Here is a 24,144-nt window from a genome sequence, read left to right on the forward strand (position 1 = left end):
AACGTGTTTACTCTCCGCGACGTATAAGATATATGAACTGATCACCCTGCTCGACGTGGCTGACCAACTCATGCCCCAAAAATTGGCAAAATCTGGGAATATCCCGCGTGGTTGAGGGGTCTGTCGCAATCACCCGCAGTATTTTCCCGGGCGCCACATCACTGATGCGGCTATGCAGCATCATTACTGGCTCCGGACAATACAGCCCACAGGCATCAAGCTCGGCGTCATAATCGGTAGTGCTCACAAAAAACTCCTATTCTGCATGACCTGATTTTTTAGAAATACGTGCTAAATTACTGTTTATACCCTTAAAACATCTGGAGGTTTGCATGATCCGGGTTCTGATTGAACGCCATATTGCCGAGTCACTTGAAACAGCTTATGAGGAACGTTCCCGCAAGGTTTTGCAGCGCGCTGTTGCTGCACCGGGGTTCATTTCTGGAGAAACACTGGTCGACAGCAACGACCCTAATCACAGGATTACTTTGGCCAACTGGCGTTCAGAAGCGGACTGGAATCGCTGGTACCAGTCTAACGATAGACGCGATCTGATGGCAGAGCTGATTCCCATGATGGATAAAGATGAAGCCATAACAGTACTTGCACAAAGCGGCGTTTGACCTTCGAAGCGAATGGCTGTGATAGTTCGCATAGTTTTAAACAGTTTAACAGTACAACTTGTGCATATTCGCTACACTTTCGAAGTCTAATGCTCTCGGAAAATGCCGATGTCACTCTTTGCGCGCCTAGCTTTTCTTATGCTTTGCACTGTTATTCCGGCGTTCGCTCTTGCCAGCGTCGCCGTGGCAGGTTCCGAGTGCCCAGCAGTCGATGCCAACGACACGCAGGCGCGCAACTCACTCATGTACTATGTTTGCTACCATCAATCTTCGCCGGGCGAACCGGCGCATACCGCGCTAAATCCGGCGGAGTTGCCAGAGCACATCAAATGGACGCCCTCTCAGGGACATGAATTGGTTTTTAGCCAGACTCGTTCGGTTTACTGGATACGGCTGAATATCCGAAACAACGGCAGCGAGCGGCGGCTCTGGTATCTCAACCTCCACTACCCCTTGCTGGACGAAGTCACTTTCTGGCGGGGCGATCAACCCGAAGACGTGCTGGTAACGGGTGATCAACATCGCTTTGGCTCAAGACTTGTAGATTACCGTTATTTCCTTTTGCCAATCACCCTTAACAGCGGCGAAACCCGCTCTATAACAATTCGGATTCACAGCAGTGGTGCTTTAAATATTCCGCTAAAGTTGGAAACCCCAGAAGAAGTTATTGCTGAGAGCAATCATCTGGCGGTAACCCACGGGCTGTTTTACGGCGCCATTCTGGTCCTCGCCATTTTCAACCTCCTCCTGTTTTTCAGCTCCGGAACAACCTACTATTTTTATAATGCCCTTTACATGGTGGCCATGGGGCTGTTCCTGTTCGCAATGGGTGGTTTTGCCAACCAGTATTTTTGGCCTGAAAACCCTAAATTCGCGAACACATCCATTCCTTTGACTCTAGCGCTCTGTGCGCTAGCTATGACCTTTTTCGGGCGTTCGTTCCTTGAAGTAGCAGCACACACGCGGGCAGATAAGACCCTGAAAGCCATTCTTTGGATTTGTGCTGGTTTCACCGGGCTGACACTGGCCATCCCATACAGCCAAGCCATCCTTATCAACACTGCTCTTGGGCTAGTGATCATATTCATTCTTTCAATCATTGCCATAAGCCGTTGGCAGCAGGGCTACCAGCCAGCGAAGTGGTATGTTCTTGCCTGGGCGATCATGGCGGTCGGGGCGCTGGTTTATGCAGCCGCAGCCTTTGGGTATTTGGCCGATTTTCTTGCGCGGGAGTCGTTAATGCAGGTCGCAATCGGTGGGCAAGTTATCCTGCTGAACTACGCCATGGTCCAGCGTTGGCGGCTACTAAATGACAAATTGCTAGAAGTGGAACAGAAAGCCAGAAATGATCTGGAATACAAGGTTCACGAACGCACTGCTCAATTGCGCTCAACCATGCGAGAGTTGGAGAACGCCAACCGCAAGCTTGCGACCCTAAGCCTGAACGACTCTCTCACAGGCCTGTACAACCGCCGACACATGGACAACATTCTGCCAGACCTATGTGCCGAGGCACGAAGAACCGGACGACCTCTAACAATCGCACTTTTAGATGCTGATCACTTTAAAGCGGTCAACGACACTTGGGGGCACGGATTTGGTGACACTTGGCTACAATTGATTGCTGACATCCTAACCAGACACGCAACGCGCCCGCGGGACACCGCGGTTCGCTTTGGCGGCGAAGAGTTTGCATTGCTGTTGCCGAGCACCGACCTTGAGGGTGCACAAAAGGTTTGCGAAGCCGTGCTAGAAGAGATACGCACCACTTCAGTTGAAGCCCCGGGCGGCGCGAAAGCCCGCCTTACGATGAGCGCAGGCATCGCAACCCTGCTGCCTAATGAGAATCAGCAGGAGTTCTTTGAGCGCGCAGACAGCGCTTTGTACGAAGCCAAAGCCCAAGGGCGCAATCAGACCGTAATAGCCGACACTTAAACCTCTTTCTCTCGCTTCAACGCTGCGTTTTTTGTTCTTAGTCAATTTTGGTAAGTTCACCTTGAACAACTCTAGAGCTATCATAGGGCTTCGGTTGGTTTAGCGCTTCCGAGAGGCGCCATGCCACTGATTCGGGTGCATTTGACGGATGTCAGGAGTTGACCCGTGTCATTGCAAACAGGCAATGGTTTCTCCATACTTGCGCTCGCTTAATTCCCCACTCTGAACCCATTGGTAAGGCTATGAGCACACAAAATCCGAACCTGACATATAACTATAAGGTGGTGAGACAGTTCGCCATCATGACAGTGGTATGGGGTATTGTAGGCATGGCGCTGGGCGTGTTGATTGCAGCACAACTGGTCTGGCCATCCCTCAACCTCGATCTGCCGTTTACCCATTTCGGTCGCCTAAGACCGTTGCATACCAACGCCGTCATATTCGGCTTTGGTGGTAGTGCCCTGTTTGCGACATCATATTATGTGGTTCAGCGCACCTGCCAGACACGCCTGATTTCTGACAAACTCGCGGCCTTTACCTTCTGGGGCTGGACAGCGATCATCGTGTCTGCGGCTATTACCCTGCCAATGGGTTTGACCACCACCAAAGAATACGCAGAACTGGAATGGCCGATTGATATTGCCATTGCCGTGGTCTGGGTTATCTATGCTCTGGTTTTCTTCGGCACCATTACCAAACGCAGCACTCCTCACATTTATGTGGCTAATTGGTTCTACGGCGCGTTCATCATTACCATTGCAGTACTGCACATTGGTAATAATCTGGCGTTGCCGGTTAGTGCTTTCAAGTCTTACTCCGCTTATGCCGGCGTAACCGACGCAATGATGCAGTGGTGGTACGGCCATAACGCCGTAGGCTTCTTCCTCACTGCAGGCTTTCTGGGCATGATGTACTACTTCGTTCCCAAGCAGGCCGGACGCCCTGTTTACTCGTACCGCTTGTCGATTGTTCACTTCTGGGCACTGATCGCCACGTACGTATGGGCCGGCGGCCACCACCTGCACTACTCTGCTCTGCCAGACTGGGCCCAAACCGCCAGCATGATCATGTCACTGATCCTTCTCGCTCCATCCTGGGGTGGCATGATCAACGGTATGATGACCCTCTCCGGCGCATGGCACAAACTGCGTACCGATCCTATCCTGCGCTTCCTCGTGGTTTCCCTGTCGTTCTACGGCATGTCCACGTTTGAGGGCCCGATGATGTCCATCAAGACAGTGAATGCGCTGTCTCACAACACTGACTGGACCATTGGCCACGTGCATTCCGGCGCTCTGGGCTGGGTTGCCATGATCAGTATCGGTGCAATTTACCACCTGATTCCCAAGCTTTGGGGCCTCAAGGAAATGTACAGCACAAGTCTGGTCAATGTGCACTTCTGGCTGGCAACTGTCGGTACCGTACTGTACATCGTTGCAATGTGGGTTAACGGCATTATGCAAGGCCTGATGTGGCGCGCAGTCAATGATGACGGCACCCTCACCTACAGCTTCGTGGAAAGCCTTGAAGCATCCTACCCGGGCTACTTCGTGCGCTTCCTTGGCGGTGTCATCTTCCTCGCCGGCATGCTGTTTATGGCTTACAACGTCTACATGACCGTGCGCCAAAAAGAAGCTGCGGCCCAGGACAACGCCGCAGTTCAGGCGGCGTAACGGAGAGAGACCAGATGAAACACGAAATTGTAGAAAAGAATCTAGGTCTGATGATTGTATTCATCATACTGACCATCAGTGGCGGCTTTCTGGCGGAAGTGGTTCCTTTGTTCTTCCTGAAGAGCGTCAACGAGCCCATCGAAGGTCTGGAGCCGTTATCGGCACTGGAACTCGAAGGTCGTGACATCTACATCCGCGAAGGCTGTCACGTGTGCCACACCCAGCAGATCCGTCCGTTCCGTGCGGAAACCGAGCGCTACGGGCACTACTCCGTTGCGGGCGAATTCGTATATGAGCGCCCATTCCTGTGGGGTTCCAAACGCACGGGGCCAGATCTCGCCCGTGTTGGTGGCCGTTATTCGGATGCTTGGCAACGTCAGCATCTTTATAACCCGCGCAGCGTGGTCCCCGAGTCCAACATGCCTGCATTCCCGTGGTTGTTCGAAGATGTAGTCGATCACAAAGGCACCGCAGCCAAGCTTTCTACACTGCAAACACTGGGTGTGCCCTACACTGACGAGCAGATCGCAGCGGCAGCAGGTGAACTGGAAGGCACGTTTGAAATCGAGGCCCTGGTCGCATACCTGCAGCAATTGGGCACCGTACTTTCAGAAAAACGGTGATTTGATGGATATTAACGAGTTACGCGGCATGCATACCCTTTTAGTGATGGCGGTTTTTATCGGCATCATCTGGTGGGCGTTCAGCGCCCACCGTAAAAAGGCCAATGAAGAAGCTGCCCACCTTCCATTCGATGATGACGAAGTGGAAAAGCGTACTCTTGAACAGGAAAAAACGGAGAAAAAACAATGAGTACCTTCTGGAGCATTTGGATCAGTGCGATCGTGCTCGGTACCGTTTTTGGTTGTGCCTGGCTACTCTTCGCAACCCGTAAGAGCCAAACAACTGATGTGGAAACCGACCGTACTATGGGTCACTCCTTCGACGGCATCGAAGAGTATGATAATCCACTGCCGAAATGGTGGTTCTATCTGTTCGTAGCTACCTGCATCTTCGCCCTTGGCTACCTGGCCCTCTACCCGGGCCTGGGTAACTACAAGGGTCTCCTGAACTGGACATCAACCAATCAGTGGGAAGCAGAAGTAGCCGACGCTGAAGAGCAGTACGGCCCGATCTTTGCCCAATACGGTCAAACCCCGGTACCAGAGCTTGCAAAGGACGAAGAGGCGCTGAAGATCGGCCAACGTCTGTTTGCGAACAATTGTGCGGTCTGCCACGGCACTGCCGCTCGTGGCCAGGTTGGCTTTCCCAACCTGACCGATGGTGACTGGCTGTGGGGCGGCACTCCCGAGGCTATTCTGGAGACCCTGCATAATGGTCGAATGGGCAATATGCCAGCTAAAGGTGTGATGCCTAATATGACCAACGAACAGGTAGACCAGGTGGTCAACTATGTTCTCAGCTTCAGTGGTCGGGAAAAAGATGCCGCTGCCGCTGCCGCCGGTGAAGCCGTATTTGCTCAGGGTTGCGTCGCCTGCCACGGCCCAGAAGGCAAGGGAATGACAGCGCTTGGCGCACCCAACCTGACTGACAACGTCTGGCTGTATGGCTCCAATTACGAGTGGATCAAAGAGACTGTCCTGCACGGTCGCCAGAATGAGATGCCTGCACAAGGTGGTCGCCTGTCCGGCGATCAGATTCAAATTCTGGCTGCTTACGTTTACAGCCTCTCCAACTGACTTTCCTGCCGGGCATCGAGCTCGGCTTGGTCTGTTCAACCCTGTGTCTGCGTGCGGGCACAGGCTTGAAAAGATCAGCATCAGCCTGCAAAGGCACCCGCGCCGGAATTAAGACTCCATCTGGAGATACCCATGAGCAATGAAATCCCAGTCAAACAGGTTGATCCCTCCTCGGAACCCTCGGGCAAAAAGAAGCCAGAAGAAACCGTAGAGCTATACGCCAGTCGAAAGAAAATCTACGTCAAAGAAGTGACAGGCCTGTTCCAGCGTATTCGGACGATCAGCCTGCTACTGCTCATGGGCATGTACTTTCTGTTCGTCTGGCTCACGCTCGACGGAAATCCGCTGATTCACTTCGACTTGCCTGCCCGGGAATTCCATCTGTACGGGGTTACTTTCTACCCCAAGGACTTTTTCCTGCTTTCTGGCATGTTGATCATCTGTGCCTTTGGCTTGTTCTTTATTACCACCCTGTTCGGCAGAGTATGGTGTGGCTATACCTGTCCTCAAACCGTGTGGACATTCATTTTCATGTGGGTTGAAGAGCGCATCGAAGGCAGCCGCAACAAGCGCATGAAACTGGACAAAGCACCTAACTCCAAAGAGAAACTGATCAAGAAATCAGCTAAACATGCAATATGGCTGGTCATTGCTCTCATGACCGGGCTGACATTTGTCGGGTACTTCTACCCGATTCGTGAGCTGATCGCTGACATTTTCACGTTCGAAGCAAACGGTTGGGCCTATTTCTGGGTTGCTTTCTTCACCCTAGCCACCTATCTGAATGCCGGATGGATGCGTGAGCAGGTTTGCCTGTACATGTGCCCCTATGCCCGCTTCCAATCCGTCATGTTCGATCCGAACACCCGCATCGTGTCCTATGATCCCAACCGCGGAGAGCCTCGCGGTGGTCGTCGCAAGGAGGTCAAGCCAGAAGAAGTTGGTCTTGGTGACTGCATTGATTGTGGACAGTGCGTGCATGTGTGCCCTACAGGTATCGATATTCGTGACGGCCTTCAGTATGAGTGCATCGGTTGCGCTCTGTGTATTGATGCCTGTGACGAAATCATGGACAAAATGAACTACCCTCGCGGGCTGATTCGTTACACCACCGAAAATGAGCTCGAAGGGAAGCCCTCGAAGCTTCTGCGACCTCGTACATTTGGTTATGGTGCAGTTCTGAGCGCCATGATCACTGCGATTATATTTGTGATCGCAACCCGTGTACCGGCGCAAATGGACGCTCTGAGAGATCGTGGCGCGCTTTTCAATTTTAATGGCGAGGGGCGTATTGAGAATTCCTACACCCTGAAAATTGCCAACATGTCAGAAGTTCCACAGACCTTTACTTTGTCTGTAGCGGGTCTGGATGGCATTCGCATTCTGACGCAGGTGCAGATAACGGTAGACAGCGGCGAAAACCGTTCGTTGCCAACCGTTGTGGACGTTCCACCGGAGTCCATTCCACAATCAAATAACGAAATAATTTTCCATGCACAGTCTGAAACGGATTCTTCACTGAAGCTGGAAACCGAAAGTCGATTTGTCGGTCCAACACAGTGACCCTATTGGTCGCTGTTGGAAACCCGTAAATAACGAGACTGAGCACTATGAAGCAAGAAGTACCTGTAGCACCCTGGTATCGGCAGCCCTGGTTCTGGTTTCTGACCATAGCGCCGCTATCGGCAATTACCTTCAGTATGTTCATGCTGGTCGTCGCATCGAACATGGACGATACGATGGTAACCGATGATTATTCAAAGGAAGGCCGGGGCATCAACCTTGAAATAGCCCGTGATCAGGCTGCCAAAGATATGGGTCTGAGCGCCGATATGGTGTTCGAGGACCGCAGCATCCTGCTCAACGTGAACACTCAGGAGGGGCCTGCGGATTTCCCCTATGTGGTGCTTAACCTGTTTCATCCAACGCTGTCACAAAAAGATCGAACCATTCAGTTCCGGAGTGACGGAAACGGCCATTATACTGGCACCATGCTGCAAGACATTGATGGCCGCTGGTATTACGACCTCCGCGGACCGGACAATCAATGGCGTCTGAAAGGTGAAGCCTGGCTGCCCGCCAAAGCCAACCTTCATATGGGTCCCGAAGGCTCCGCGCAAGGGTGACCCCCCTGGATTGCTACCATTGCGGCGAACCGGCAGGCGGTGAGCCGCCGATTACACTCCAGATTGATGGCCAGACCCGCTTTTTCTGCTGCCAGGGCTGTAAGGCCGTGTGCCAAACCATTCATAACGAAGGTTTGACTGGCTTTTATCAGCTCCGCACAGAAACCGCTGTCACCCCCCGTCAGCTGACAAATTCCGAACTGGACCGGCTCAGAGAACTGGATCATCCTCTGGTACAGCAAGCCTTCGTTGCTCCGGTTAAAGGCGGTCAGGAAGCCCAGCTTTTGATTGGGGGCATTACCTGCGCTGCCTGCATATGGTTGCTGGAAAACCATATGAAAAATCAACCGGGCGTGCTCTCCTTTTCTGTAAACCATACCACCCAACGGGCGCGACTCGTATGGGCTCAGGATCAAGCGGCGCTGAGTGATTTGCTGATCGCTATCCACGAACTCGGCTACACCGCCCGCCCCTATCAGTCAGACGCAGTTGAAGATCAGCTGAAAGCAGAACACCGATCTATGTTGATCCGGCTGGCCGTTGCCGGTATTGGCAGCTTCCAGAGCATGATGCTGGCTTTCCCTCTTTATTTTGAACTGATCAGTGGTCTGTCGCCGGAGTTTGTGTCGTTTTTCCGTTGGTTCAGCCTGCTGGTAGCCACGCCGGTTGTGTTGTACAGCGCTGCGCCTTTTTTCAAAAATGCAAAACGCGACATCAGAACCCGTCATCTGACCATGGATGTGCCTGTAGCAATCGCAATTGGGCTCGCTTACCTTGCCAGTGCCTGGGTCACCGTAATGGGCGGTGAAGAGGTCTATTTTGAATCCGTTTGTATGTTCACGTTTTTTCTGTTGCTCGGCCGCTATATTGAGGTGCAGGCCAGATATCGTGCGGGACTCACAGGCAACGCGCTGGCAGGATTCCACCCCACCGTTGCAACGCGGGTGAACGGCGAAGACACTGAAATCATACCAGCCCATCAGGTAAAGCCAGGAGACGTAGTTCGAATCAGGCCTGGCGAAACCCTCCCAGTAGATGGTGTGATTCTTCGGGGGCAGTCCACTCTCAACGAATCCGCACTGACCGGCGAGTACCTGCCGGAAACCCGCGTATCTGGTGACAGAGTCCATGCCGGAAGCATCAATGGGGAAAACCCATTGGATGTTAAGGTGGAAAAATCCGGAGCCCAGACGCGCCTTTCAGGCATCTTGCGAATACTGGATCGTGTGCAATCCGAAAAGCCCCCCGTCGCCCGTATGGCCGACCGCATTGCCGGCAAATTTGTTGGACGGGTACTTATCCTTGCACCCGTTGTCTGGCTAGGGTGGTGGCTTGCAGGAGCGAACAATGCATTTGATATTACGCTCTCCGTACTTGTAGTGACTTGTCCTTGTGCGCTTTCACTCGCAACGCCTACCGCTATAACCTCGGCCACCGTAAAATTGCGACGTTTGGGCTTCCTGCCAACCCGAGGCCATGCACTGGAGTCCATGAATTCCATCGATACAGTGGTCTTCGATAAAACCGGCACACTTACTCGGGGCGAACTAAGCCTAATCGGCACCGATATTGTAGGCAGCAGAGACAAAGACGCATGCTTGCGTCTGGCAGCGGGTTTGGAACAGCACTCCGAACACCCGATTGCACGAGTCTTCCATAACCGCCCTGCGGCCGCCATTGAGCAAGTAAAGAACCATCTTGGAGGTGGGCTTTCCGGCCATTACGATGGTCAGGCACTGTTCATCGGCCATAGAGATTTTGTTTCCCAGCATTTAAGCGCGCCAGAGCCAGAGTCAGAGCAACACTCGGGTATGGAGATCTGGCTAGCATCAGAAAACGAGTGGCTTGCCTGCTTCCGACTTGATGACCAGCCTAGAAAAGATGCAGCACAGGCAGTGAAAGCCCTGCAAAACTTGGGCATTCGAACCCTGCTACTGAGTGGTGACCGCTCGGGCCATGTGCGCGAGATTGCAGACGTGCTAGGTATCGACGAGGCCATAGGCCAAGCCTCGCCGGAACAAAAGCTTGAGGTCCTCCAAGGACTGAAATCTGAAGGTCATCAGGTTATGATGGTTGGAGACGGCCTTAACGACCTTCCTTCTATGGCGGGTGCAGGTATCTCGGTTGCCATGGGAACCGCGGCAGATCTCACGCAGTTGAAAGCGGATGCCGTGTTACTCAACGGCCAGCTGATGCAATTGGTAGCGGCGCTGGACACCAGCCGTCGCACACGAAAAATCATCCGCCAAAACATGGCTTGGGCACTCGTCTATAACGTCTGTGCCCTACCCCTTGCCGCTGCCGGTTTAGTAGCGCCCTGGCTCGCCGCGATAGGTATGTCACTCAGCTCTCTAATTGTTGTACTGAACGCGTTGCGACTGGGGACCCAACCCCGCGCAAAAGCTAGAGTCAACGCACCACAAGTTGGCGCGCAGGTTTCGCCTTGATACCGTAAACATCGAGTTCTAACTATGAGGTGTACGCCGTGGAAATCGTAATGTTTTTGGTACCGGTCATGCTGATTTTGGTGGTGATGGGTATCTTGCTGTTTTCCTGGGCCGTTAAAAATGGGCAGTACGACGATCTGGAAGGCCCCGCACATCGGATTCTGTACGACGACGACGACGACATGATCCCGGACGATGCACGCCAGAACAAAGCGGAAAGCCCAGAAGACAAACCTGACCAATCATGACGCCGGAACTTTACCTAAGCTACCCCAGTGCATTTCTCATCGGGCTGCTTGGCAGCACCCATTGCCTTGCCATGTGCGGTGGTATCAGCGCCTCTCTATCCATGGCGTTGCCCGTTGGCAAGGGCTTTCGTACGCGGCAATCATTTCTGTTGCTTGCCTATAACGTCGGGCGAATTGCAAGCTATGCACTGATTGCAGCACTGATTGCACTTTTGAGTACTACAGCTGCGAACCAATGGGCGCAGCTTGGCATGGTTTTGCGGTCGATCGCGGGTTTGCTGCTTATCGCTATGGGCTTATCGATGGGGCAATGGTGGCAGGGAATCCGTTATGTGGAACGAATTGGCGCGCCCCTTTGGGAGCGTTTGTCTCCCCTCTCCCGCCGAATTCTCCCCATCCATCACGCCGGTCAAGCTCTTGCTCTCGGCGCGCTGTGGGGATGGCTACCCTGTGGATTGGTTTATAGCACTTTGGGTTGGGCCGCACTGCAGCCAACCGTAGGCTCGGCTGCACTCACCATGGTATTTTTCGGGCTGGGCACTCTGCCCTCCATGCTTGCAGCGGGCTATGCCGCCAACTGGATCAATGGGCTAAAAAGCAATCAGAAATTCCGGAAGTTTACCGGTGCCCTGCTGATTCTGTTCGGGCTTTGGACTTTGCCTCTGATGGCTTTAACCGGCCATTGAAAAGAGGCCTTAGTACAAAACTCGGGGTTAATGAGTCTAGATATTTAAAACATCCAAACGGCCAAAGCTCTGTTCGGGCTCTTGCCCGGGCGACGCGGTCTGTACCGCCTGGCGCTTGCCACCAAGGCGCTTGCCTTCGCGAAAATCATAAAGATTGGTATCAGCAAGGTGCGATGGCTCCACATTGCACAAGGCCCGAAACATGGTTTCAAGTCGCCCAGGATGTTGTTTGTCCCAATATTGGAACATATCCTTGATCACTTGGCGTTGCAGGTTTTCCTGAGAGCCGCATAGGTTGCAGGGTATAATTGGGTACTGCCTTAGCTCTGCATATCTGGCAATATCCTTCTCACGACTGTATGCCAAAGGTCGGATGACCGTATTCCGGCCGTCATCGCTGTGCAGCACTGGCGGCATGGTTTTTAGCTTGCCCCCGTAAAACATATTCAAAAACAAGGTTTCCAACAGATCGTCGCGGTGGTGCCCCAGTGCGATTTTGGTAACACCCTGCTCTTCGGCGAAGTTGTAAAGAATACCTCGACGTAAACGTGAGCATAAACCACAGGTAGTTTTACCTTCCGGCACCTTGTCTTTGACGATGCTGTAGGTATCTCTTTCAATGATGTGATATTCGATGCCGATATCCGCGAGGTATTTCGGTAGGATATCTTCCGGGAAACCCGGCTGTTTTTGATCCAAATTGACAGCAATCAGCTCAAACGACACTGGCGCGCTCTTCTGCAAGTTAAGAAGAACATCCAGCATGGCATAGGAATCCTTGCCACCGGACAAGCAACACATTACCTTATCGCCTGCTTCGATCATTGAAAAATCTGCAATTGCCTGACCAACCTCTCGGCGCAGGCGTTTCTGCAGTTTATTCTGCTCCAATTTCTGACGGCGTTCGTATTCTGAACTATAAGTTTGTTCGGGGCTGTCACTTATCGCTTCGGGCATATCAACTGTGTTCAGTGGGGAAATGATCGTGAGATTATACGCATCCACTTCTTTTAGGGACAGGTTACTGACATGGATATGTTGAGTTCAGGGCAAGAAGCCAAAGGAAAACGCGAACGCAACCGCCTGCGCAATCGCGCGGCGATACTCAAAGCTGCTCGTCTCTGCTTTCAGGAGAAGGGGTACGAGAATACCACCATACGTGACCTCATCCAGCAAACCCATCTGGCCTCTGGTACTTTCTACAACTATTTCCGCAGCAAGCAAGACATCTTTGCCGCACTGCTGACCGACTTTCTGGGCGGCTTAAACGAAAACTTAACGCACTCACGGCGCTCGGCAGACACCGCTGAAGACTTTATTCACCAGTCCTATCTAGCCGTATACAGTGCCACTGCAAGTGACCCACTTGTTTACGAACTTGCCCACCGTAACGATCGCGCCCTGAAAGAGTTCTTTGGCTCTGGAATACTCGAACTTATTATGATGTCTCTTGAAGACGATGTTCGGGACGCGATTGACCACAATATCTTGCCGAATGTTGATCAGGAGTACCTGTGCGCTGCGTTCTTCGGTGTAGCCTATGAGACCGGTCTGATGGTTGCTCGGCGCGTGTATCAACACCCGGATCGGGCCAGCCTTGAGGTAGCTCGTGCAGCCCAGTTGTCGACAGCGCTATTTAAAGGCGGGTTACCCGGGCTAGCTGCCCTTCCCTGAACGCATTGACTGACCTAACATGGGCCTATGAAAGATACTTCTGCCTCCCCGGAGCTCTTGCACAGCCTATCTGCGACTGCGACTGCATCAGATGAAATAGTGGATCAACAGATCCAACATATGCTGATAGCGGTTGAACATGAGCTCCGTAACGCCCCTGAAGGGACTGATGAACTCAACCTCATCAAAACACTTCAGCGCCCACCGTGGCGTTTGATTGGTGACTTAGAGTTTCACGACACGCAAAAACTGTATCCTGTTCATTTTCTGCTGTTCCACGTGCTCTACCGCTTAAAAGACTCCTTGATGGAGTCCGGAGAAAATCTGACGATATCGCCCTTACGCATTATTATTGAACGGCAGGATACCGTTGGTGGAACCGGCTTGCCCGGCGCAGTGGACAGCCTCCGAAAATTCTATTTGGACCTATCCCAATACAAGCTGCCAGCGGAAGCCATTCAACAAATGATGGATCGTTTTTGGGCGGGCTATCAGGGCTTGGGGCCGAGCAAGCCAGAGACTTTACGCGCTGCAAGAGTATTGGGTTTCGATTCAGTTCCCGATTGTTTTAACACGGTAAAACAGGCATTTCGCCGGGCCGTAATGCACGCCCATCCAGACCGAGGCGGGGAGACCGAAGAAATACAGTCTCTTAATGAAGCCTTTACCGTCCTGAAGACACATTTCAGTCAAATGATGGAACGGACATGAAAGCTGGAAAATTAAGAATATCGGGCACTCTCTTTTCAATTTTTCTAGCAAGTGCCTCCGTAAAAGCCGATTTGGTGGTCCTTCAATACCATCACATCAGCAACACGACACCGCCTTCTACCAGTACATCCGAATCACTATTGAACGCCCAACTTGATCTAGTCTCTGAACTGGGGCTTGAGGTTGTAGATCTGCGCGATGCCACAGAGAACCTATTTTCTGATGATCCATCAACCAACCAACGCATCGCAATCACCTTTGACGATGCCTATGAGTCGGTTTATAGCAAAGGCGCAGAGATCCTTCAGAAACGAGGGTTGCCCTACACCATTTTTGTCGACACAGCCGCCATTGGAAGCCAAGGGTACATGACTTGGCAGCAACTCGCAGAACTGTCTAAGCGGGAGGGCGTAACCATTGCAAACCACAGTTCCGGACATGGCCACCTAGCGCGGCGCCCAGAAGAGGCAGAAGGCGACTGGAAAAAACGAATAACGCACAGTTTGGATACTGCGCAGGCTGAACTAAAGCGAAGACTCGGAGCCGATTTTCCGTTATTTGCATACCCTTATGGCGAGTTCGACGAAGCTCTTGAGGCGGAGGTATCGAAAAGGGGCTGGTACGGGTTCGGACAGCAATCGGGAGCCATAGGTCCGCTTTCCGGACAAACTCGTTTGCCCCGATTCCCCATGGCGAATACCTTCGGTCAGCTCGATGGGCTTAGAGACAAACTGACCAGCAAAGCGTTTCCCATAGATGCTGGCAAGCTGCCTGACGGCATCATGGATGAGAACCCTCCAACCCTTACTCTGCCGCTGGTAGACGAGATTCAACCAAGCAGGCTAACCTGCTTCGCATCGGGTATGGGACGGATTGATTTTGATGTATTGAATAACTCGATTTCGATAACGGCACCGGGATCTTTCAACAGCCGTCGGTTTCGCTATAACTGCACCCACCCTGCTGAAGCGGGCGGCTTTTACTGGCTATCTCAGCAGTGGCTGGATTTGAGCCAACCGGAAGATTGAACCAGTTTTACCGGGTTTCTACTAAGATCAGGCCGATTTCGCCGGTTTTTAAGTGGGGTATCTTGCGGAGGCCACGACGGGTTTCAATAACCGTCTGGCCTTCAAGATCATCGTCGCGCGTAAAGATGAGCATCCAACGCTCTTTTCTGGCGCTTGAAACCGGGATTCGCGCTTCGAGATAGCCGCGGCGGTGCCAATTCTCCGGTTCAAAATCCGAGACTATTTCTGTGACCAGCCTAACCGGTCTTAATTGGCCATCAAGAAACACCACCGATGGCACAAAAACGCCTTTGCTAGCGTATGAGCGCAAACGAAACACCCGCTCTTCGCCGGGGTCCTCTTGGGGCAGCGCAATCAGTTGGTAGGGGCTTAGCCCAGTAAGAAATTGGTGTTCCGGAGAGTTTTCAGTCAGCTGTACGCCAAACTCGCGACCTTCCTGCCAGCGTTCATGGTTCTGGGTGTCTAGCGTCTGGCAACAGGTTTCAGAGAAGCGTGTCAGGTAGGCGTCGCCGCTGTCTTTAATACCCAGAATGGCAAAAGCGTTGGGGTCGTGGCCATCCACGGGCGTTGACTCAAGGAGTGTATCCTCGGCGCGATATACCGTTGCGGAAGTTGTCTCAACAGGAGGTGCAACACGCCCTTTTTCTTCATCCGTGCGAGTGTCAGGCTGGTAATAACTGGTTCGGAGATTACCGTCAGCATCGCGCCAAGTAAAATAGGGTTTACCATCGCCCTCGCGCACGTACCCCTTGCGCCGAAGCTCTTCTGCGTCTGGATAATTGTCGGTGGTAAACTCATCTTCTGTCACAGGTTGATTGACGACGGATTTTGCCTCGGTAGGTGCTTCGACGATGGGCGAATAGCGCACGCGCCCCTGCTCATCCACCCAAGAAAAATAGCCTTCCCTGTCTGATACTGTTGAACCGCCAACCTGACAGCCGGACAACAGTGTACCCAAAACTAGGCCAGTAACTGTTGTCAGAAGTTTATGTGTTGTCACTTATATGCCCTTTTGAGCACGAAGCAGCGTGCAGTCAGAATTTCTTCCGGAAGCTAAGACCCGCCATAACAACCCGCAAGGAGGTTTTCACATCCAACCCGGCATAGGGGTTGTAGATGATATTGGTAATATTGTCGCAGTTAATGTTGCAACTGGTATTCGCCGGAATGCTTTCAACAGAATGCAGATAACTGAGGTTCATATCAATTTCCGTATTCTTGTCCCACTTATACCCCATACCAACACTGTACAGGTTAGCACCGCCAAAGGGTGCCATTACCGAGCGCTGGTCGTCTGGTATCACCGAATCTCGGATTTCAACACCTGCTCTCAAATCAAGCCGTGATGAAGCATGAAACTCTGCACCAAATGCCCAGTTCCACTGACTACTAAAGCCCAACGGCAGCTTGAGGGTGTTCGGCGTGGCGTTGTCGGGGGACAAAATACGCGCAGCGTTGAGGAATTCAAGATTTCGATCAAAGCGGAACAGAAAGGCGTCCCACTGTTTGTAGTCAGTCCAGCCTACATCAACATTGAATGTGAGCTTCGGGTGCAAATCTACACTAATGCCGGTTTGAAAATGTTGCGGGTAAACCAAGTCCATACTGACGTTACCAGCTTCCCGCGGTGCACCAGACGGCAGGCTAAGAATGGCCGAGGTAATGGCACCCAAAACCGACCCGTTAACACTCTGCCAAAATCCAGACCAGTTATCGGTATACTCAATCTCGAAGGTGCCCTTCATGTTCATTTCAGCTTCGGAGGTATAGCTTGCCCCCCAAGTGAACCAGTCCAAGGGATCCCACATTACGCCGAGCGTATAGGTGGGTGATAGAGTTTCCTGAACGTTGAGGCTCATGGCTCCAATATCATCCCAAGGCCCCACGTTACCTCCGCAGAGCGCAAGCCAAGGCTGCAACGGTTCGTCACCGCTTTCACAGTTGAAGGCGTCCTGCAGGATTTCTGCAACGCCCAGAAGCATGTTTGGCGCCCGCATATACTGGTCGGCAGCAATACCCATGTGGGACAGGTGAATCCCTGCGCCTACCGACCACTCATCGTTAATCTTATAACCCACGGTTGGAGCAAGGTAGGTTGTACGTTGCAACGCAGCAGCTTGAGGCTGATAACGAGCGGGATCATTTTTGTCCCGATAGAAGCCCGCTGCCATTGGCAGATAAAAAGCATTGCCAAAGGTCAGCTTAGATCCTGGTGGGTTGATGCTAAAGCCCGCAGATGGCGCTACCGCGGGCCCCGGGGGGGTACGGAGAATTCCGAAACCGGGGACATACAAAGCAACATTGTTCGCGTGGCTGTGCGAATTTGCAACGGGATCCCGCTGTTTGCCAGTATTGGGATCGATCTCAAGCCCGTCAATACCAAATATTTCATACCCATCTGGAGCAATAAAGTCAGCATCGACATCAAGGTATATACTTAATAAATTAACTTCAAACTGGCGGCCTTCCAGCCTTGTCAGACCCGCTGGATTATAGTGCACCGCCATGATCCCGGGTGGATCTGCAGTTACGGCGTTACCCAATGCCAGTGCTTTCGGGTGAATGGTCAAGTTCTGCGCGAGCTGAGCCTGAACCCCACATGACAAGGTTGTGGCTACCATTGCCGCGAGAAGTTGCCGCTTGTGGCTATTATGTCCCATGAAATCCTACCCTTCCCGTTAAAACGTCAGCGGCGCCAATCACTCTTTTAGGCCGGAGAAATTAATGGGTAGGGATACACCTAGAGAGAAGTCCGGTGCGTCCTCAGTCAGGCCGATACCAAGACTGGTGTTCACAATCGTGGTATCGCTAACCCGTGTCCCTAGCGACATGCTCAGGAAACCGGTCATCTGGTCCTGCGCCATTGCTTGGTCACCGTTCGTGAATGTAAGAATGGTTTCGTCGCTGTAGCTCAGCTGCGCTGAAATACTCAAGGAGATATCATAGGAGAGCGAATAAGCGAACCCGGCAGAGCCGGAAAGGCCAAATCCTGGTTCAACCTGGTCAAGCAGCCGCGCACCACGTACTTGCTGTAAATCCTCAGCAGGCAAGTTGTAGGTAACACTTATAGATCCAAACACAACAACCGGGTCAAGCACTTTTGAAAGGCTTGCACCACCGCCTACAGAGTAGTAACCGCTGCCGGTTGAGAGCTGCTCATTGATGTCTATTTCATACGGGCTGACACCAGTTTTACTGGTAAAGGTGCCGAATAGGGTGGTCGACATCTTGCCCGGCACGTAGGAAAAAGGCTGCCAACGACCCGTGAAGGAGATATCGCCAAAATCGAAAACGTTCAGTTCATCTTCAGTATCGTACTTCACAACCAAAGGTACTCTGGCACCAACAGTTAAGTTATCCAAAAGGCCGAAATCGTAGGAAAAAGAGTTCGTGAAGCTATGGGTTGCAGAAGGCACCACATCCAGATTCCGCACAGAGCCATTTGTAATCGCAAGATCCAACCGCTGGTCGGCGGTATAGGAATAGTCGAACGAATAGTTAAGGGAGTGGGTCCCTCTTTTCTGCAAGGAGTAGTTTTTCTCCGCAGCTTGAAACACTTCCTCAAGCTGGCGCGAAGAGTCTTCATCCCCCTCCTGCTTTGCGAGTGCGTCCCTCGCCTGACCTACATTGTCGTCCTGCGCCAGGGCCATGCCCGGAAGCAAACCTGCCGCGGAAACAAGGATAAGACCTCGCATAAACCAACGATTCATCCTAACTCCCTTAATTTTTATTGGTAGTAGTTCTAAACCAGACAATTTATCTGGCAAATGTTAATTGCGACGGTAATGCAATTGCTTTCGGGTATTCTCAACACTGCCATCAGAATTGTTTTTCTGACGTTCGAGTACGTTCTGGATACGTCTGGCTGTCGATTCATGAAACGCGGGTATTCGTTCCAGAGCCAGTAGAGTCATGGTTTGGTCATCTACAAAGCGCAGGTCTTCTTCTTTGAGTTCCAGATTATCCAGCGGCTTATCACTGCCAGGGAAAACGATGAACAAAACGTTGTCGTCCCACTTTTCCTCAAACTGGGCCAGCGTAAAAGACAAATTACCCACGGCCGGATCCGCCATATAAACGCGCCCGTCACGAATGGTTCTGAGCACTACAAAGTGCTTAAAGCCCGCATGGTGAATTGGAACAATAGCCGGGTGGTCGAGATCAATCAGATCGTCAATGGTCGCGCGGAAGCCACCCGACGGATAGCCAAGCGCCGTCACTAAGCGCTTCATATCGAGCATGGAAAAGGCCCGGCGCGAGACGATGCGATCGCTTTCGCCATAATGCAGCAGGCCTTCCATTACTTGGCGCTCAGACAAAGTGCGTCCCAAATAAAAATTGAGAATGGTGGTTAGGGCTGCACTACCGCAACTGTAGTCGTAGGCTTGGCGCACAATATTCCGGAATTTCTGCTCAACCAGCGGCTCAATGCGAAAATCCGAACGCAATTCCACCGGGCTGGCATCGACCTTCTGTTCGATGACAACAGAACCCTTTTCAAAGGGTTCTACCACAGTAGCTTCTTGCACTATGGCGAATGTAAGAATGGACCCAGCGAGCACCAGCAGCATGTCAGACGAAATCCCTGTTTGTTGTTATCCGTAGTATTTATCGGATTACACATTGTTACGGGAAGATACCGAAATAGCAGAGCGTTTAAAGATAACTGTGCCTCAAATCTAGCGCTGCGACAGCACTGCTTTTACATCTTGAAGACTAAATCCATAAGCGGATAACACAGCAAAGTAATAACCACAATCTCCAACAGCAGTGCCAGCCAGACCTCTTTGGCCTGAAGTCAGACGGCGGAACAAGAATGGTCATCAGGAAAAACCTTCCCCCAGAATTAAGCCTATCAACTGGCTTTTGATATAGCCGTGCACGACAACGAGATACTGTTCAGTCGTGGGAATATTCAGCTCCGCCTCTACACATATCTATAGGTCTCGTCAGAGTATAAGCAGACCCTATAGTTGATGTTCGTCATGATTATGACATGCTGGAGCGGTCACAATAAGGACGGTGCAATTATCATATACAAAGGAGCTGCTCTAATGACCAACGATATGTTTGAGAAAGCTACACGCATTAATCAGGCGCTTTTTGAGCAATTCAGCAAGGCTGCAGAAATGCAGATGAGCTCCTTCCGTCGTTACGCTGACGTAACCATGGAGCAGGCGAAGAAAGTATCGGAAGTACGCAACCTTGAAGACCTCAAGACTGTTACTGGCGACCAAGCAGAAACCCTGAAAACCATGAGTGAACAATTCACCGAAGATTGGAAGGCATGGCAAAACTACCTTAAGGAAGCCCGCGAAGAGATGCAGCAAGCCGTCTCTGGCGAATCCGAAGTAGCGCCCGATACCAAGTAATTGGAGCACACTATGCTGGGATTGGATCTGCTAGGAAAAAAAACCAACCAGCTGGTTGGTACATTTGAGAAAAAAGTGCGCGAAGGTCAAAAGCAGCTCGAGAAGCTGCTGGGGGAGTCCGGCATGATGGATGCCGCCAAACTCTCCACTCTGACAGAAATGTCAGATGCCTATCGAGCCATGGCTGAAGACCTACTCCTTCATCCGCTACGCTTTGTAGGCGCTGAAGTAGACCTCGCCCGCAAGCATGCGGCCCTTGGAGCCTATGCTCTAGCCCGGCTGACCGGACAGGAAAAGGAGCAGGTAGCCAAAGCAGATCCAGATGACCGGCGTTTTAAAGCAGAGGAATGGCACACCCGTTTGCCATTCGATGTCCTGCACCAATCTTACCTTATCAACTCCCGAGCATTTCTAAATTGGGTAGAAGAGATGGAAGGCCTGCCGCTTGCAGGCCGTGAGCAGATGCTGTTTTACGCCCGCCAGCTCACCAGTGCACTCTCCCCTGCCAACTTTCTTATAACAAACCCCGAAGCGCTGAGAATAACCTGGGAACGCAAGGGGATGAATCTGGTCGATGGCACCCGGCTGCTTATCGATGATTTCCGCCAAAACCCTTCGCTATTCAATGTCGGCATGACGGACAGGTCCGCATTCGAAGTGGGCGGTAATCTTGCGACCACGCCGGGTAAAGTGGTGTATCAAAATGACCTGATGCAGCTTATCCAATACACGGCGACAACAGAGAGCGTGAGTAAACGCCCCTTGCTTATTGTGCCGCCATGGATCAACAAATTTTACATACTCGACCTCACAGCCAAAAACTCTTTCATACAGTGGCTGGTTAATCAGGGCCAAACCGTTTTTGTTATATCCTGGCGTAACCCCGGGCCGGAGATGCGAGATAAAGCTTGGGAAAACTATATGCTTGAAGGTCCTTTGGCGGCTATGGAGGCAGTCACTGCGGCCACCGGCGAAGACCAGATGAACCTTCTCGGCTACTGTATTGGCGGAACCCTACTGGCTTCAACTCTGGCCTGGCTAAAGAAGAAAGGGAAAGAGCCAGTCGTTAGCGCCACTTACTTGACCAGTCTTTTGGACTTTTCCGATCCTGGCGGCATTGGCGTGTTCATCAATGAGCATTCAATCCGCGGCATTGAACGCATGCTGGAACACAAGGGCTATCTCGATGGCCGCGCTATGGCATTTACCTTCAATCTACTTAGGGAGAACGAGCTTTTCTGGTCCTTCTGGACAAACAGCTATCTGAAAGGGAAAAAGCCATCGGCCTTTGACCTATTGTACTGGAATACGGATGGCACCAACCTGCCCGCAGCCATGCACAGTTTTTATTTGCGTGAGATGTACCTCAACAACAAGCTAGTTGAGCCAGATGCGCTTAGCTTTGCAGGAGAGAGCATCAACCTGAAGGAAATCGATGTACCTTCGTTCTTCCTTTCGGCACGGCAGGATCATATTGCCAAGTGGAAAACCACCTATAAGGGCGCGCTTGTTCATGGTGGCGATGTGCGTTTCGTCTTGTCTGGTTCTGGCCACATTGCAGGGGTAATTAATCCGCCATATAAAGAAAAGTACGGTTACTGGACAAACGACACCATGAGCCAGAACCCCGATGATTGGTTTGAAACCGCAGAGAATCACCCGGGGTCCTGGTGGCCACATTGGCTAGAATGGATACAGCAATATGCCGGTGAGCCTGTCGCTGCAAGGGTACCCGGGGATGGTGAACTTGAAGTAATCGAAGACGCACCCGGTAGCTATGTTCGGGTGAAGGCGGCAGAGGCCGCTGGGTAACCCCCTAAAGAAGTATTTTTTGAAGCTTGGACGCTGTCCGGTGTATTTGCCTTTCCAACGAGTTGAAATCCGTCAGCCGGGCAACAACTCAATCGGGTAACGGATCGTTGTCTGGCCTATTCCGGGCCGGGACCCAAAATTCACAAGCTTTAGCCGGTTACAGATTTTATTCTCCAGCCCCGGCTCACCCAAAGTCGATTCAACCACTGAGCATTTGGACACAACGCCACTGGCTTCAATAACTAATTCAGGGGTAATGCTTCCCTGCAGTGACGGCTTACGCCTAAGTTCACGATTGTAGATGCTATAAATAGCCGACTTGTTCGCATCCATAGTTCGCCTCATATCTTCCTTGCTTCGTGTTCGGGAGGCGGCTTCCTGCTTTTCGCGCCGTACAACTTCTCTAGCTTCGGCAACACGTTCAGCTTCCGCTACCTCTGCCCTTTCACGCTCTGCCAGCGCAAGCTGACGGCTTTCCCGCTCAAGCGCAGCGTTCTGAACACCTGCACTGCGCGCATTGGTGGTAGCTCTAGCAGCCAAAGTATCTTCGGTTTTTTTGGTGATTGGCTCGGCAGTTTGTGCCAACGGTGTGTCCAGCTTGATAGAGTTAGCTAGTGAACTGATCTTTGAAAGCTCGTCACCCATCGCCAAAATACCTGTGTTTTTTGCTTTTTCACGGGCTTTGGCAACAGCTTCGGGCTTCGGTGCTTCTTTTAGCTCTGGCTCAGGCACCGGAGGCTCGGGCTGGGGTTCCGGTTTAGCAAGCTCCACCTCAACCGGCTTTTCTTCCGGTTTTATTTCAGGTTCCGGGTCCGGCTCAGGTATGGGTTCTGGCTCGGGCAAAACCGGCTTGGGGGGCTCTTTCTTCTCGATTACCAATTTGGCCAATTGCGGCGGTAAGGCTTCCGCCACTTGCCTATCTATTTCGGGCAATTCAATCAAGCTGACGTAACTGGCAAAGGCCACGAACAACGGTGCCACAACCAGCGCAATAGAAAGCAACCGCTTGCGTTCTCCACTCTCCTGATTCCAAGGCAACCGGTACCGATGCTCAGCTTGATTCCAGGTCATACCCCGGTGCTCTCTTTGGAACGTTGGTTAACCGCTAACGATATGCTCGCATACCCTGCATCCACACAGGTAGACATGATTTTTTTGAGTAGATCGTAGGGCAACTCGCGGTCTGCCAAAATGGTAATCGCCCGCCCAGCTTCCGGTGCTGGTGCACCCGACCGGCTAGCCTGATAATCCAGCTCCTGCTTAAGCCCCGGCTCTACTTGCCCTTCAAGATTTTGCAGCGCTTCGCGCTTGATAATTAAGCGCCCGTTAATGAGGATGTCCTGATCGGTCACTATCAGTGCGAGCACATCATCCGGCGGTTGCACAGCTGAAGAGTCCGGCAACTTGATGGTACTGCTCTGGTTAAGCACCTGTACATCAGACGACGAGTTAACCATCAGGAAGAACACAAGAATCGTAAAGATGTCCATTAGCGACACCAGATTCATCTTACTCTGGTTCTTGTTGCGCCTATGGTGACGCTTCAAACGGCGGGCTTTTGCGGATTCTTTCATGATTGGCCCCCGGCTTCTTGCGCTTCGTCAGTATTCGCTACCGGCGCATCACCCAGAGAAATCTCGGGAAACAGTTCTGCTTCCACCAGATTGCCTGCAACGACAGCATCGTAGGAACGAACCGTGTCCATCACGCTGACCAAAACCTGATAGGAGGTTTCCTGAGACGGCATGATAATTATATCCCTTTTCTCGGGAACACGGCTTTTCAGCTCCTTCATAACGTCTTTGAGTACGGCGAAATCGTACTTTCCATTGTTTTGCGCAATAGCTTTGATAACGCCGCCCTGATTATCCGCAACCACAAAACGATCCCCGTGGATCACCACCTGTATTTGCAACTCTTCAGCTTGCTCTGCGGCAAGACTCTCGCCGGTGGGAAAGTTAAGTTCCAGAACACTGGTGTGTGCAAACACCATGTTCAAAAGCAACACCGGTACCAGCACAATCATGAGATTCATGAATGGCGTGATGTCGAGATCCGGCTCGCTCTGTAATCGACGATGTTTCCGTCTCATAGCCTGAAATCCTTAAA

25 protein-coding genes are annotated in these 24,144 nt (G+C 51.9%); 16 read left to right on the forward strand and 9 right to left on the reverse strand.

The features are described from left to right. Positions 1-7 precede the first annotated feature (7 nt). Complete coding sequence (tusA, locus tag KO508_RS15390) at positions 8-247, reverse strand: sulfurtransferase TusA (RefSeq protein WP_216009179.1); 240 nt, start codon at positions 245-247, stop codon at positions 8-10. Positions 248-332: 85 nt separating this feature from the next. Here tusA and KO508_RS15395 point away from each other — a divergent pair, with 85 nt between their 5' ends. From KO508_RS15395 to KO508_RS15445, 11 genes are all read left to right on the forward strand, one after another. Continuing rightward, on the forward strand, positions 333-623 hold the full coding sequence (locus KO508_RS15395) for an antibiotic biosynthesis monooxygenase family protein (RefSeq protein WP_200361145.1): 291 nt from the start codon (positions 333-335) through the stop codon (positions 621-623). A 108-nt stretch (positions 624-731) separates the two neighbouring features. Then, positions 732-2,558 (forward strand): sensor domain-containing diguanylate cyclase, encoded by a 1,827-nt coding sequence (locus KO508_RS15400; protein WP_216009180.1) that lies wholly within the window; start codon positions 732-734, stop codon positions 2,556-2,558. 242 nt (positions 2,559-2,800) lie between these two features. Continuing rightward, positions 2,801-4,231: a cytochrome-c oxidase, cbb3-type subunit I gene (gene ccoN, locus KO508_RS15405; protein WP_216009181.1), complete on the forward strand. Its 1,431-nt coding sequence runs from the start codon at positions 2,801-2,803 to the stop codon at positions 4,229-4,231. Between the two features lie 14 nt (positions 4,232-4,245). Beyond that, on the forward strand, positions 4,246-4,854 hold the full coding sequence (gene ccoO / locus KO508_RS15410; RefSeq protein ID WP_216009182.1) for a cytochrome-c oxidase, cbb3-type subunit II: 609 nt from the start codon (positions 4,246-4,248) through the stop codon (positions 4,852-4,854). Between the two features lie 4 nt (positions 4,855-4,858). Continuing rightward, positions 4,859-5,044, forward strand: a complete 186-nt coding sequence (locus KO508_RS15415; protein WP_216009183.1) for a cbb3-type cytochrome oxidase subunit 3 — start codon at positions 4,859-4,861, stop codon at positions 5,042-5,044. Continuing rightward, the gene (gene ccoP, locus KO508_RS15420; RefSeq protein ID WP_216009184.1) at positions 5,041-5,931 is read left to right on the forward strand and encodes a cytochrome-c oxidase, cbb3-type subunit III; all 891 of its coding nucleotides are present in this window, start codon (positions 5,041-5,043) and stop codon (positions 5,929-5,931) included. The genes KO508_RS15415 and ccoP overlap by 4 nt, the downstream gene beginning before the upstream one ends. 132 nt (positions 5,932-6,063) lie before the next feature. Next, positions 6,064-7,494, forward strand: coding sequence for a cytochrome c oxidase accessory protein CcoG (gene ccoG, locus KO508_RS15425; RefSeq protein WP_216009185.1), 1,431 nt, complete (start codon positions 6,064-6,066; stop codon positions 7,492-7,494). Between the two features lie 47 nt (positions 7,495-7,541). After that, entirely contained in the window at positions 7,542-8,057 is a 516-nt protein-coding gene (locus tag KO508_RS15430) for a FixH family protein (protein ID WP_216009186.1), read from the forward strand. Next, positions 8,054-10,504: a heavy metal translocating P-type ATPase gene (locus KO508_RS15435; protein ID WP_216009187.1), complete on the forward strand. Its 2,451-nt coding sequence runs from the start codon at positions 8,054-8,056 to the stop codon at positions 10,502-10,504. The genes KO508_RS15430 and KO508_RS15435 overlap by 4 nt, the downstream gene beginning before the upstream one ends. 50 nt (positions 10,505-10,554) lie before the next feature. Continuing rightward, positions 10,555-10,752: a cbb3-type cytochrome oxidase assembly protein CcoS gene (gene ccoS, locus KO508_RS15440; RefSeq protein WP_252738157.1), complete on the forward strand. Its 198-nt coding sequence runs from the start codon at positions 10,555-10,557 to the stop codon at positions 10,750-10,752. Then, positions 10,749-11,438: a sulfite exporter TauE/SafE family protein gene (locus tag KO508_RS15445; protein WP_216009189.1), complete on the forward strand. Its 690-nt coding sequence runs from the start codon at positions 10,749-10,751 to the stop codon at positions 11,436-11,438. The genes ccoS and KO508_RS15445 overlap by 4 nt, the downstream gene beginning before the upstream one ends. Before the next feature lie 36 nt (positions 11,439-11,474). Here the strand turns inward: KO508_RS15445 and ttcA are convergent, their stop codons facing one another. Beyond that, positions 11,475-12,395 (reverse strand): tRNA 2-thiocytidine(32) synthetase TtcA, encoded by a 921-nt coding sequence (ttcA, locus tag KO508_RS15450; RefSeq protein WP_216009190.1) that lies wholly within the window; start codon positions 12,393-12,395, stop codon positions 11,475-11,477. A gap of 72 nt (positions 12,396-12,467) precedes the next feature. Here ttcA and KO508_RS15455 point away from each other — a divergent pair, with 72 nt between their 5' ends. From KO508_RS15455 to KO508_RS15465, 3 genes are read left to right on the forward strand one after another with little or no spacing between them, the layout of a single operon-like run. Continuing rightward, a complete protein-coding gene (locus KO508_RS15455; protein WP_216009191.1) occupies positions 12,468-13,112 on the forward strand; it encodes a TetR/AcrR family transcriptional regulator in 645 nt (214 codons plus the stop codon). Between the two features lie 27 nt (positions 13,113-13,139). After that, positions 13,140-13,823, forward strand: coding sequence for a DNA-J related domain-containing protein (locus KO508_RS15460; protein WP_216009192.1), 684 nt, complete (start codon positions 13,140-13,142; stop codon positions 13,821-13,823). Beyond that, positions 13,820-14,851, forward strand: coding sequence for a polysaccharide deacetylase family protein (locus KO508_RS15465; protein ID WP_216009193.1), 1,032 nt, complete (start codon positions 13,820-13,822; stop codon positions 14,849-14,851). Before KO508_RS15460 ends, KO508_RS15465 begins: the two co-directional genes overlap by 4 nt. A 7-nt stretch (positions 14,852-14,858) precedes the next feature. Here KO508_RS15465 and KO508_RS15470 read toward each other — a convergent pair whose 3' ends face one another. Genes KO508_RS15470 through KO508_RS15485 form a run of 4 tightly spaced genes read right to left on the reverse strand, consistent with a single transcriptional unit; the run spans position 14,859 to position 19,422 of the window. Further along, complete coding sequence (locus KO508_RS15470; protein ID WP_354668045.1) at positions 14,859-15,851, reverse strand: MalM family protein; 993 nt, start codon at positions 15,849-15,851, stop codon at positions 14,859-14,861. A gap of 34 nt (positions 15,852-15,885) precedes the next feature. Further along, positions 15,886-17,511, reverse strand: a complete 1,626-nt coding sequence (locus KO508_RS15475) for an OmpP1/FadL family transporter (protein WP_216009194.1) — start codon at positions 17,509-17,511, stop codon at positions 15,886-15,888. A 39-nt stretch (positions 17,512-17,550) separates the two neighbouring features. Next, on the reverse strand, positions 17,551-18,561 hold the full coding sequence (locus KO508_RS15480; RefSeq protein ID WP_216009195.1) for a transporter: 1,011 nt from the start codon (positions 18,559-18,561) through the stop codon (positions 17,551-17,553). A gap of 60 nt (positions 18,562-18,621) precedes the next feature. Beyond that, positions 18,622-19,422, reverse strand: a complete 801-nt coding sequence (locus tag KO508_RS15485) for a C39 family peptidase (protein ID WP_216009196.1) — start codon at positions 19,420-19,422, stop codon at positions 18,622-18,624. A gap of 483 nt (positions 19,423-19,905) precedes the next feature. Between KO508_RS15485 and KO508_RS15490 the strand changes: the two genes are divergently transcribed. After that, entirely contained in the window at positions 19,906-20,223 is a 318-nt protein-coding gene (locus tag KO508_RS15490; RefSeq protein ID WP_216009197.1) for a phasin family protein, read from the forward strand. A gap of 12 nt (positions 20,224-20,235) precedes the next feature. Then, positions 20,236-22,035 (forward strand): PHA/PHB synthase family protein, encoded by a 1,800-nt coding sequence (locus tag KO508_RS15495; protein ID WP_216009198.1) that lies wholly within the window; start codon positions 20,236-20,238, stop codon positions 22,033-22,035. Positions 22,036-22,107: 72 nt separating this feature from the next. Here KO508_RS15495 and KO508_RS15500 read toward each other — a convergent pair whose 3' ends face one another. The 3 genes from KO508_RS15500 to KO508_RS15510 are packed head-to-tail and all read right to left on the reverse strand — an operon-like array spanning position 22,108 to position 24,127. Next, positions 22,108-23,106: an AgmX/PglI C-terminal domain-containing protein gene (locus KO508_RS15500; protein WP_216009199.1), complete on the reverse strand. Its 999-nt coding sequence runs from the start codon at positions 23,104-23,106 to the stop codon at positions 22,108-22,110. Beyond that, positions 23,103-23,609, reverse strand: coding sequence for an ExbD/TolR family protein (locus KO508_RS15505; protein WP_216009200.1), 507 nt, complete (start codon positions 23,607-23,609; stop codon positions 23,103-23,105). Before KO508_RS15505 ends, KO508_RS15500 begins: the two co-directional genes overlap by 4 nt. Continuing rightward, entirely contained in the window at positions 23,606-24,127 is a 522-nt protein-coding gene (locus KO508_RS15510; RefSeq protein ID WP_216009201.1) for an ExbD/TolR family protein, read from the reverse strand. The genes KO508_RS15505 and KO508_RS15510 overlap by 4 nt, the downstream gene beginning before the upstream one ends. Positions 24,128-24,144: the final 17 nt, after the last annotated feature.

The organism is Marinobacter salexigens (genome assembly GCF_018860765.1).
GTDB lineage: Bacteria > Pseudomonadota > Gammaproteobacteria > Pseudomonadales > Oleiphilaceae > Marinobacter > Marinobacter salexigens_A.

Bases quoted from the DNA above. Each gene is read 5' to 3' on its own strand.
- KO508_RS15395 (WP_200361145.1), top strand. From the start codon at position 333: ATGATCCGGGTTCTGATTGAACGCCATATTGCCGAGTCACTTGAAACA.
- KO508_RS15400 (WP_216009180.1), top strand. From the start codon at position 732: ATGTCACTCTTTGCGCGCCTAGCTTTTCTTATGCTTTGCACTGTTATT.
- ccoN (WP_216009181.1), top strand. From the start codon at position 2,801: ATGAGCACACAAAATCCGAACCTGACATATAACTATAAGGTGGTGAGA.
- ccoO (WP_216009182.1), top strand. From the start codon at position 4,246: ATGAAACACGAAATTGTAGAAAAGAATCTAGGTCTGATGATTGTATTC.
- KO508_RS15415 (WP_216009183.1), top strand. From the start codon at position 4,859: ATGGATATTAACGAGTTACGCGGCATGCATACCCTTTTAGTGATGGCG.
- ccoP (WP_216009184.1), top strand. From the start codon at position 5,041: ATGAGTACCTTCTGGAGCATTTGGATCAGTGCGATCGTGCTCGGTACC.
- ccoG (WP_216009185.1), top strand. From the start codon at position 6,064: ATGAGCAATGAAATCCCAGTCAAACAGGTTGATCCCTCCTCGGAACCC.
- KO508_RS15430 (WP_216009186.1), top strand. From the start codon at position 7,542: ATGAAGCAAGAAGTACCTGTAGCACCCTGGTATCGGCAGCCCTGGTTC.
- ccoS (WP_252738157.1), top strand. From the start codon at position 10,555: ATGTTTTTGGTACCGGTCATGCTGATTTTGGTGGTGATGGGTATCTTG.
- KO508_RS15445 (WP_216009189.1), top strand. From the start codon at position 10,749: ATGACGCCGGAACTTTACCTAAGCTACCCCAGTGCATTTCTCATCGGG.
- ttcA (WP_216009190.1), bottom strand. From the start codon at position 12,395: ATGCCCGAAGCGATAAGTGACAGCCCCGAACAAACTTATAGTTCAGAA.
- KO508_RS15455 (WP_216009191.1), top strand. From the start codon at position 12,468: ATGGATATGTTGAGTTCAGGGCAAGAAGCCAAAGGAAAACGCGAACGC.
- KO508_RS15460 (WP_216009192.1), top strand. From the start codon at position 13,140: ATGAAAGATACTTCTGCCTCCCCGGAGCTCTTGCACAGCCTATCTGCG.
- KO508_RS15465 (WP_216009193.1), top strand. From the start codon at position 13,820: ATGAAAGCTGGAAAATTAAGAATATCGGGCACTCTCTTTTCAATTTTT.
- KO508_RS15475 (WP_216009194.1), bottom strand. From the start codon at position 17,511: ATGGGACATAATAGCCACAAGCGGCAACTTCTCGCGGCAATGGTAGCC.
- KO508_RS15480 (WP_216009195.1), bottom strand. From the start codon at position 18,561: ATGAATCGTTGGTTTATGCGAGGTCTTATCCTTGTTTCCGCGGCAGGT.
- KO508_RS15485 (WP_216009196.1), bottom strand. From the start codon at position 19,422: ATGCTGCTGGTGCTCGCTGGGTCCATTCTTACATTCGCCATAGTGCAA.
- KO508_RS15490 (WP_216009197.1), top strand. From the start codon at position 19,906: ATGACCAACGATATGTTTGAGAAAGCTACACGCATTAATCAGGCGCTT.
- KO508_RS15495 (WP_216009198.1), top strand. From the start codon at position 20,236: ATGCTGGGATTGGATCTGCTAGGAAAAAAAACCAACCAGCTGGTTGGT.
- KO508_RS15500 (WP_216009199.1), bottom strand. From the start codon at position 23,106: ATGACCTGGAATCAAGCTGAGCATCGGTACCGGTTGCCTTGGAATCAG.
- KO508_RS15505 (WP_216009200.1), bottom strand. From the start codon at position 23,609: ATGAAAGAATCCGCAAAAGCCCGCCGTTTGAAGCGTCACCATAGGCGC.
- KO508_RS15510 (WP_216009201.1), bottom strand. From the start codon at position 24,127: ATGAGACGGAAACATCGTCGATTACAGAGCGAGCCGGATCTCGACATC.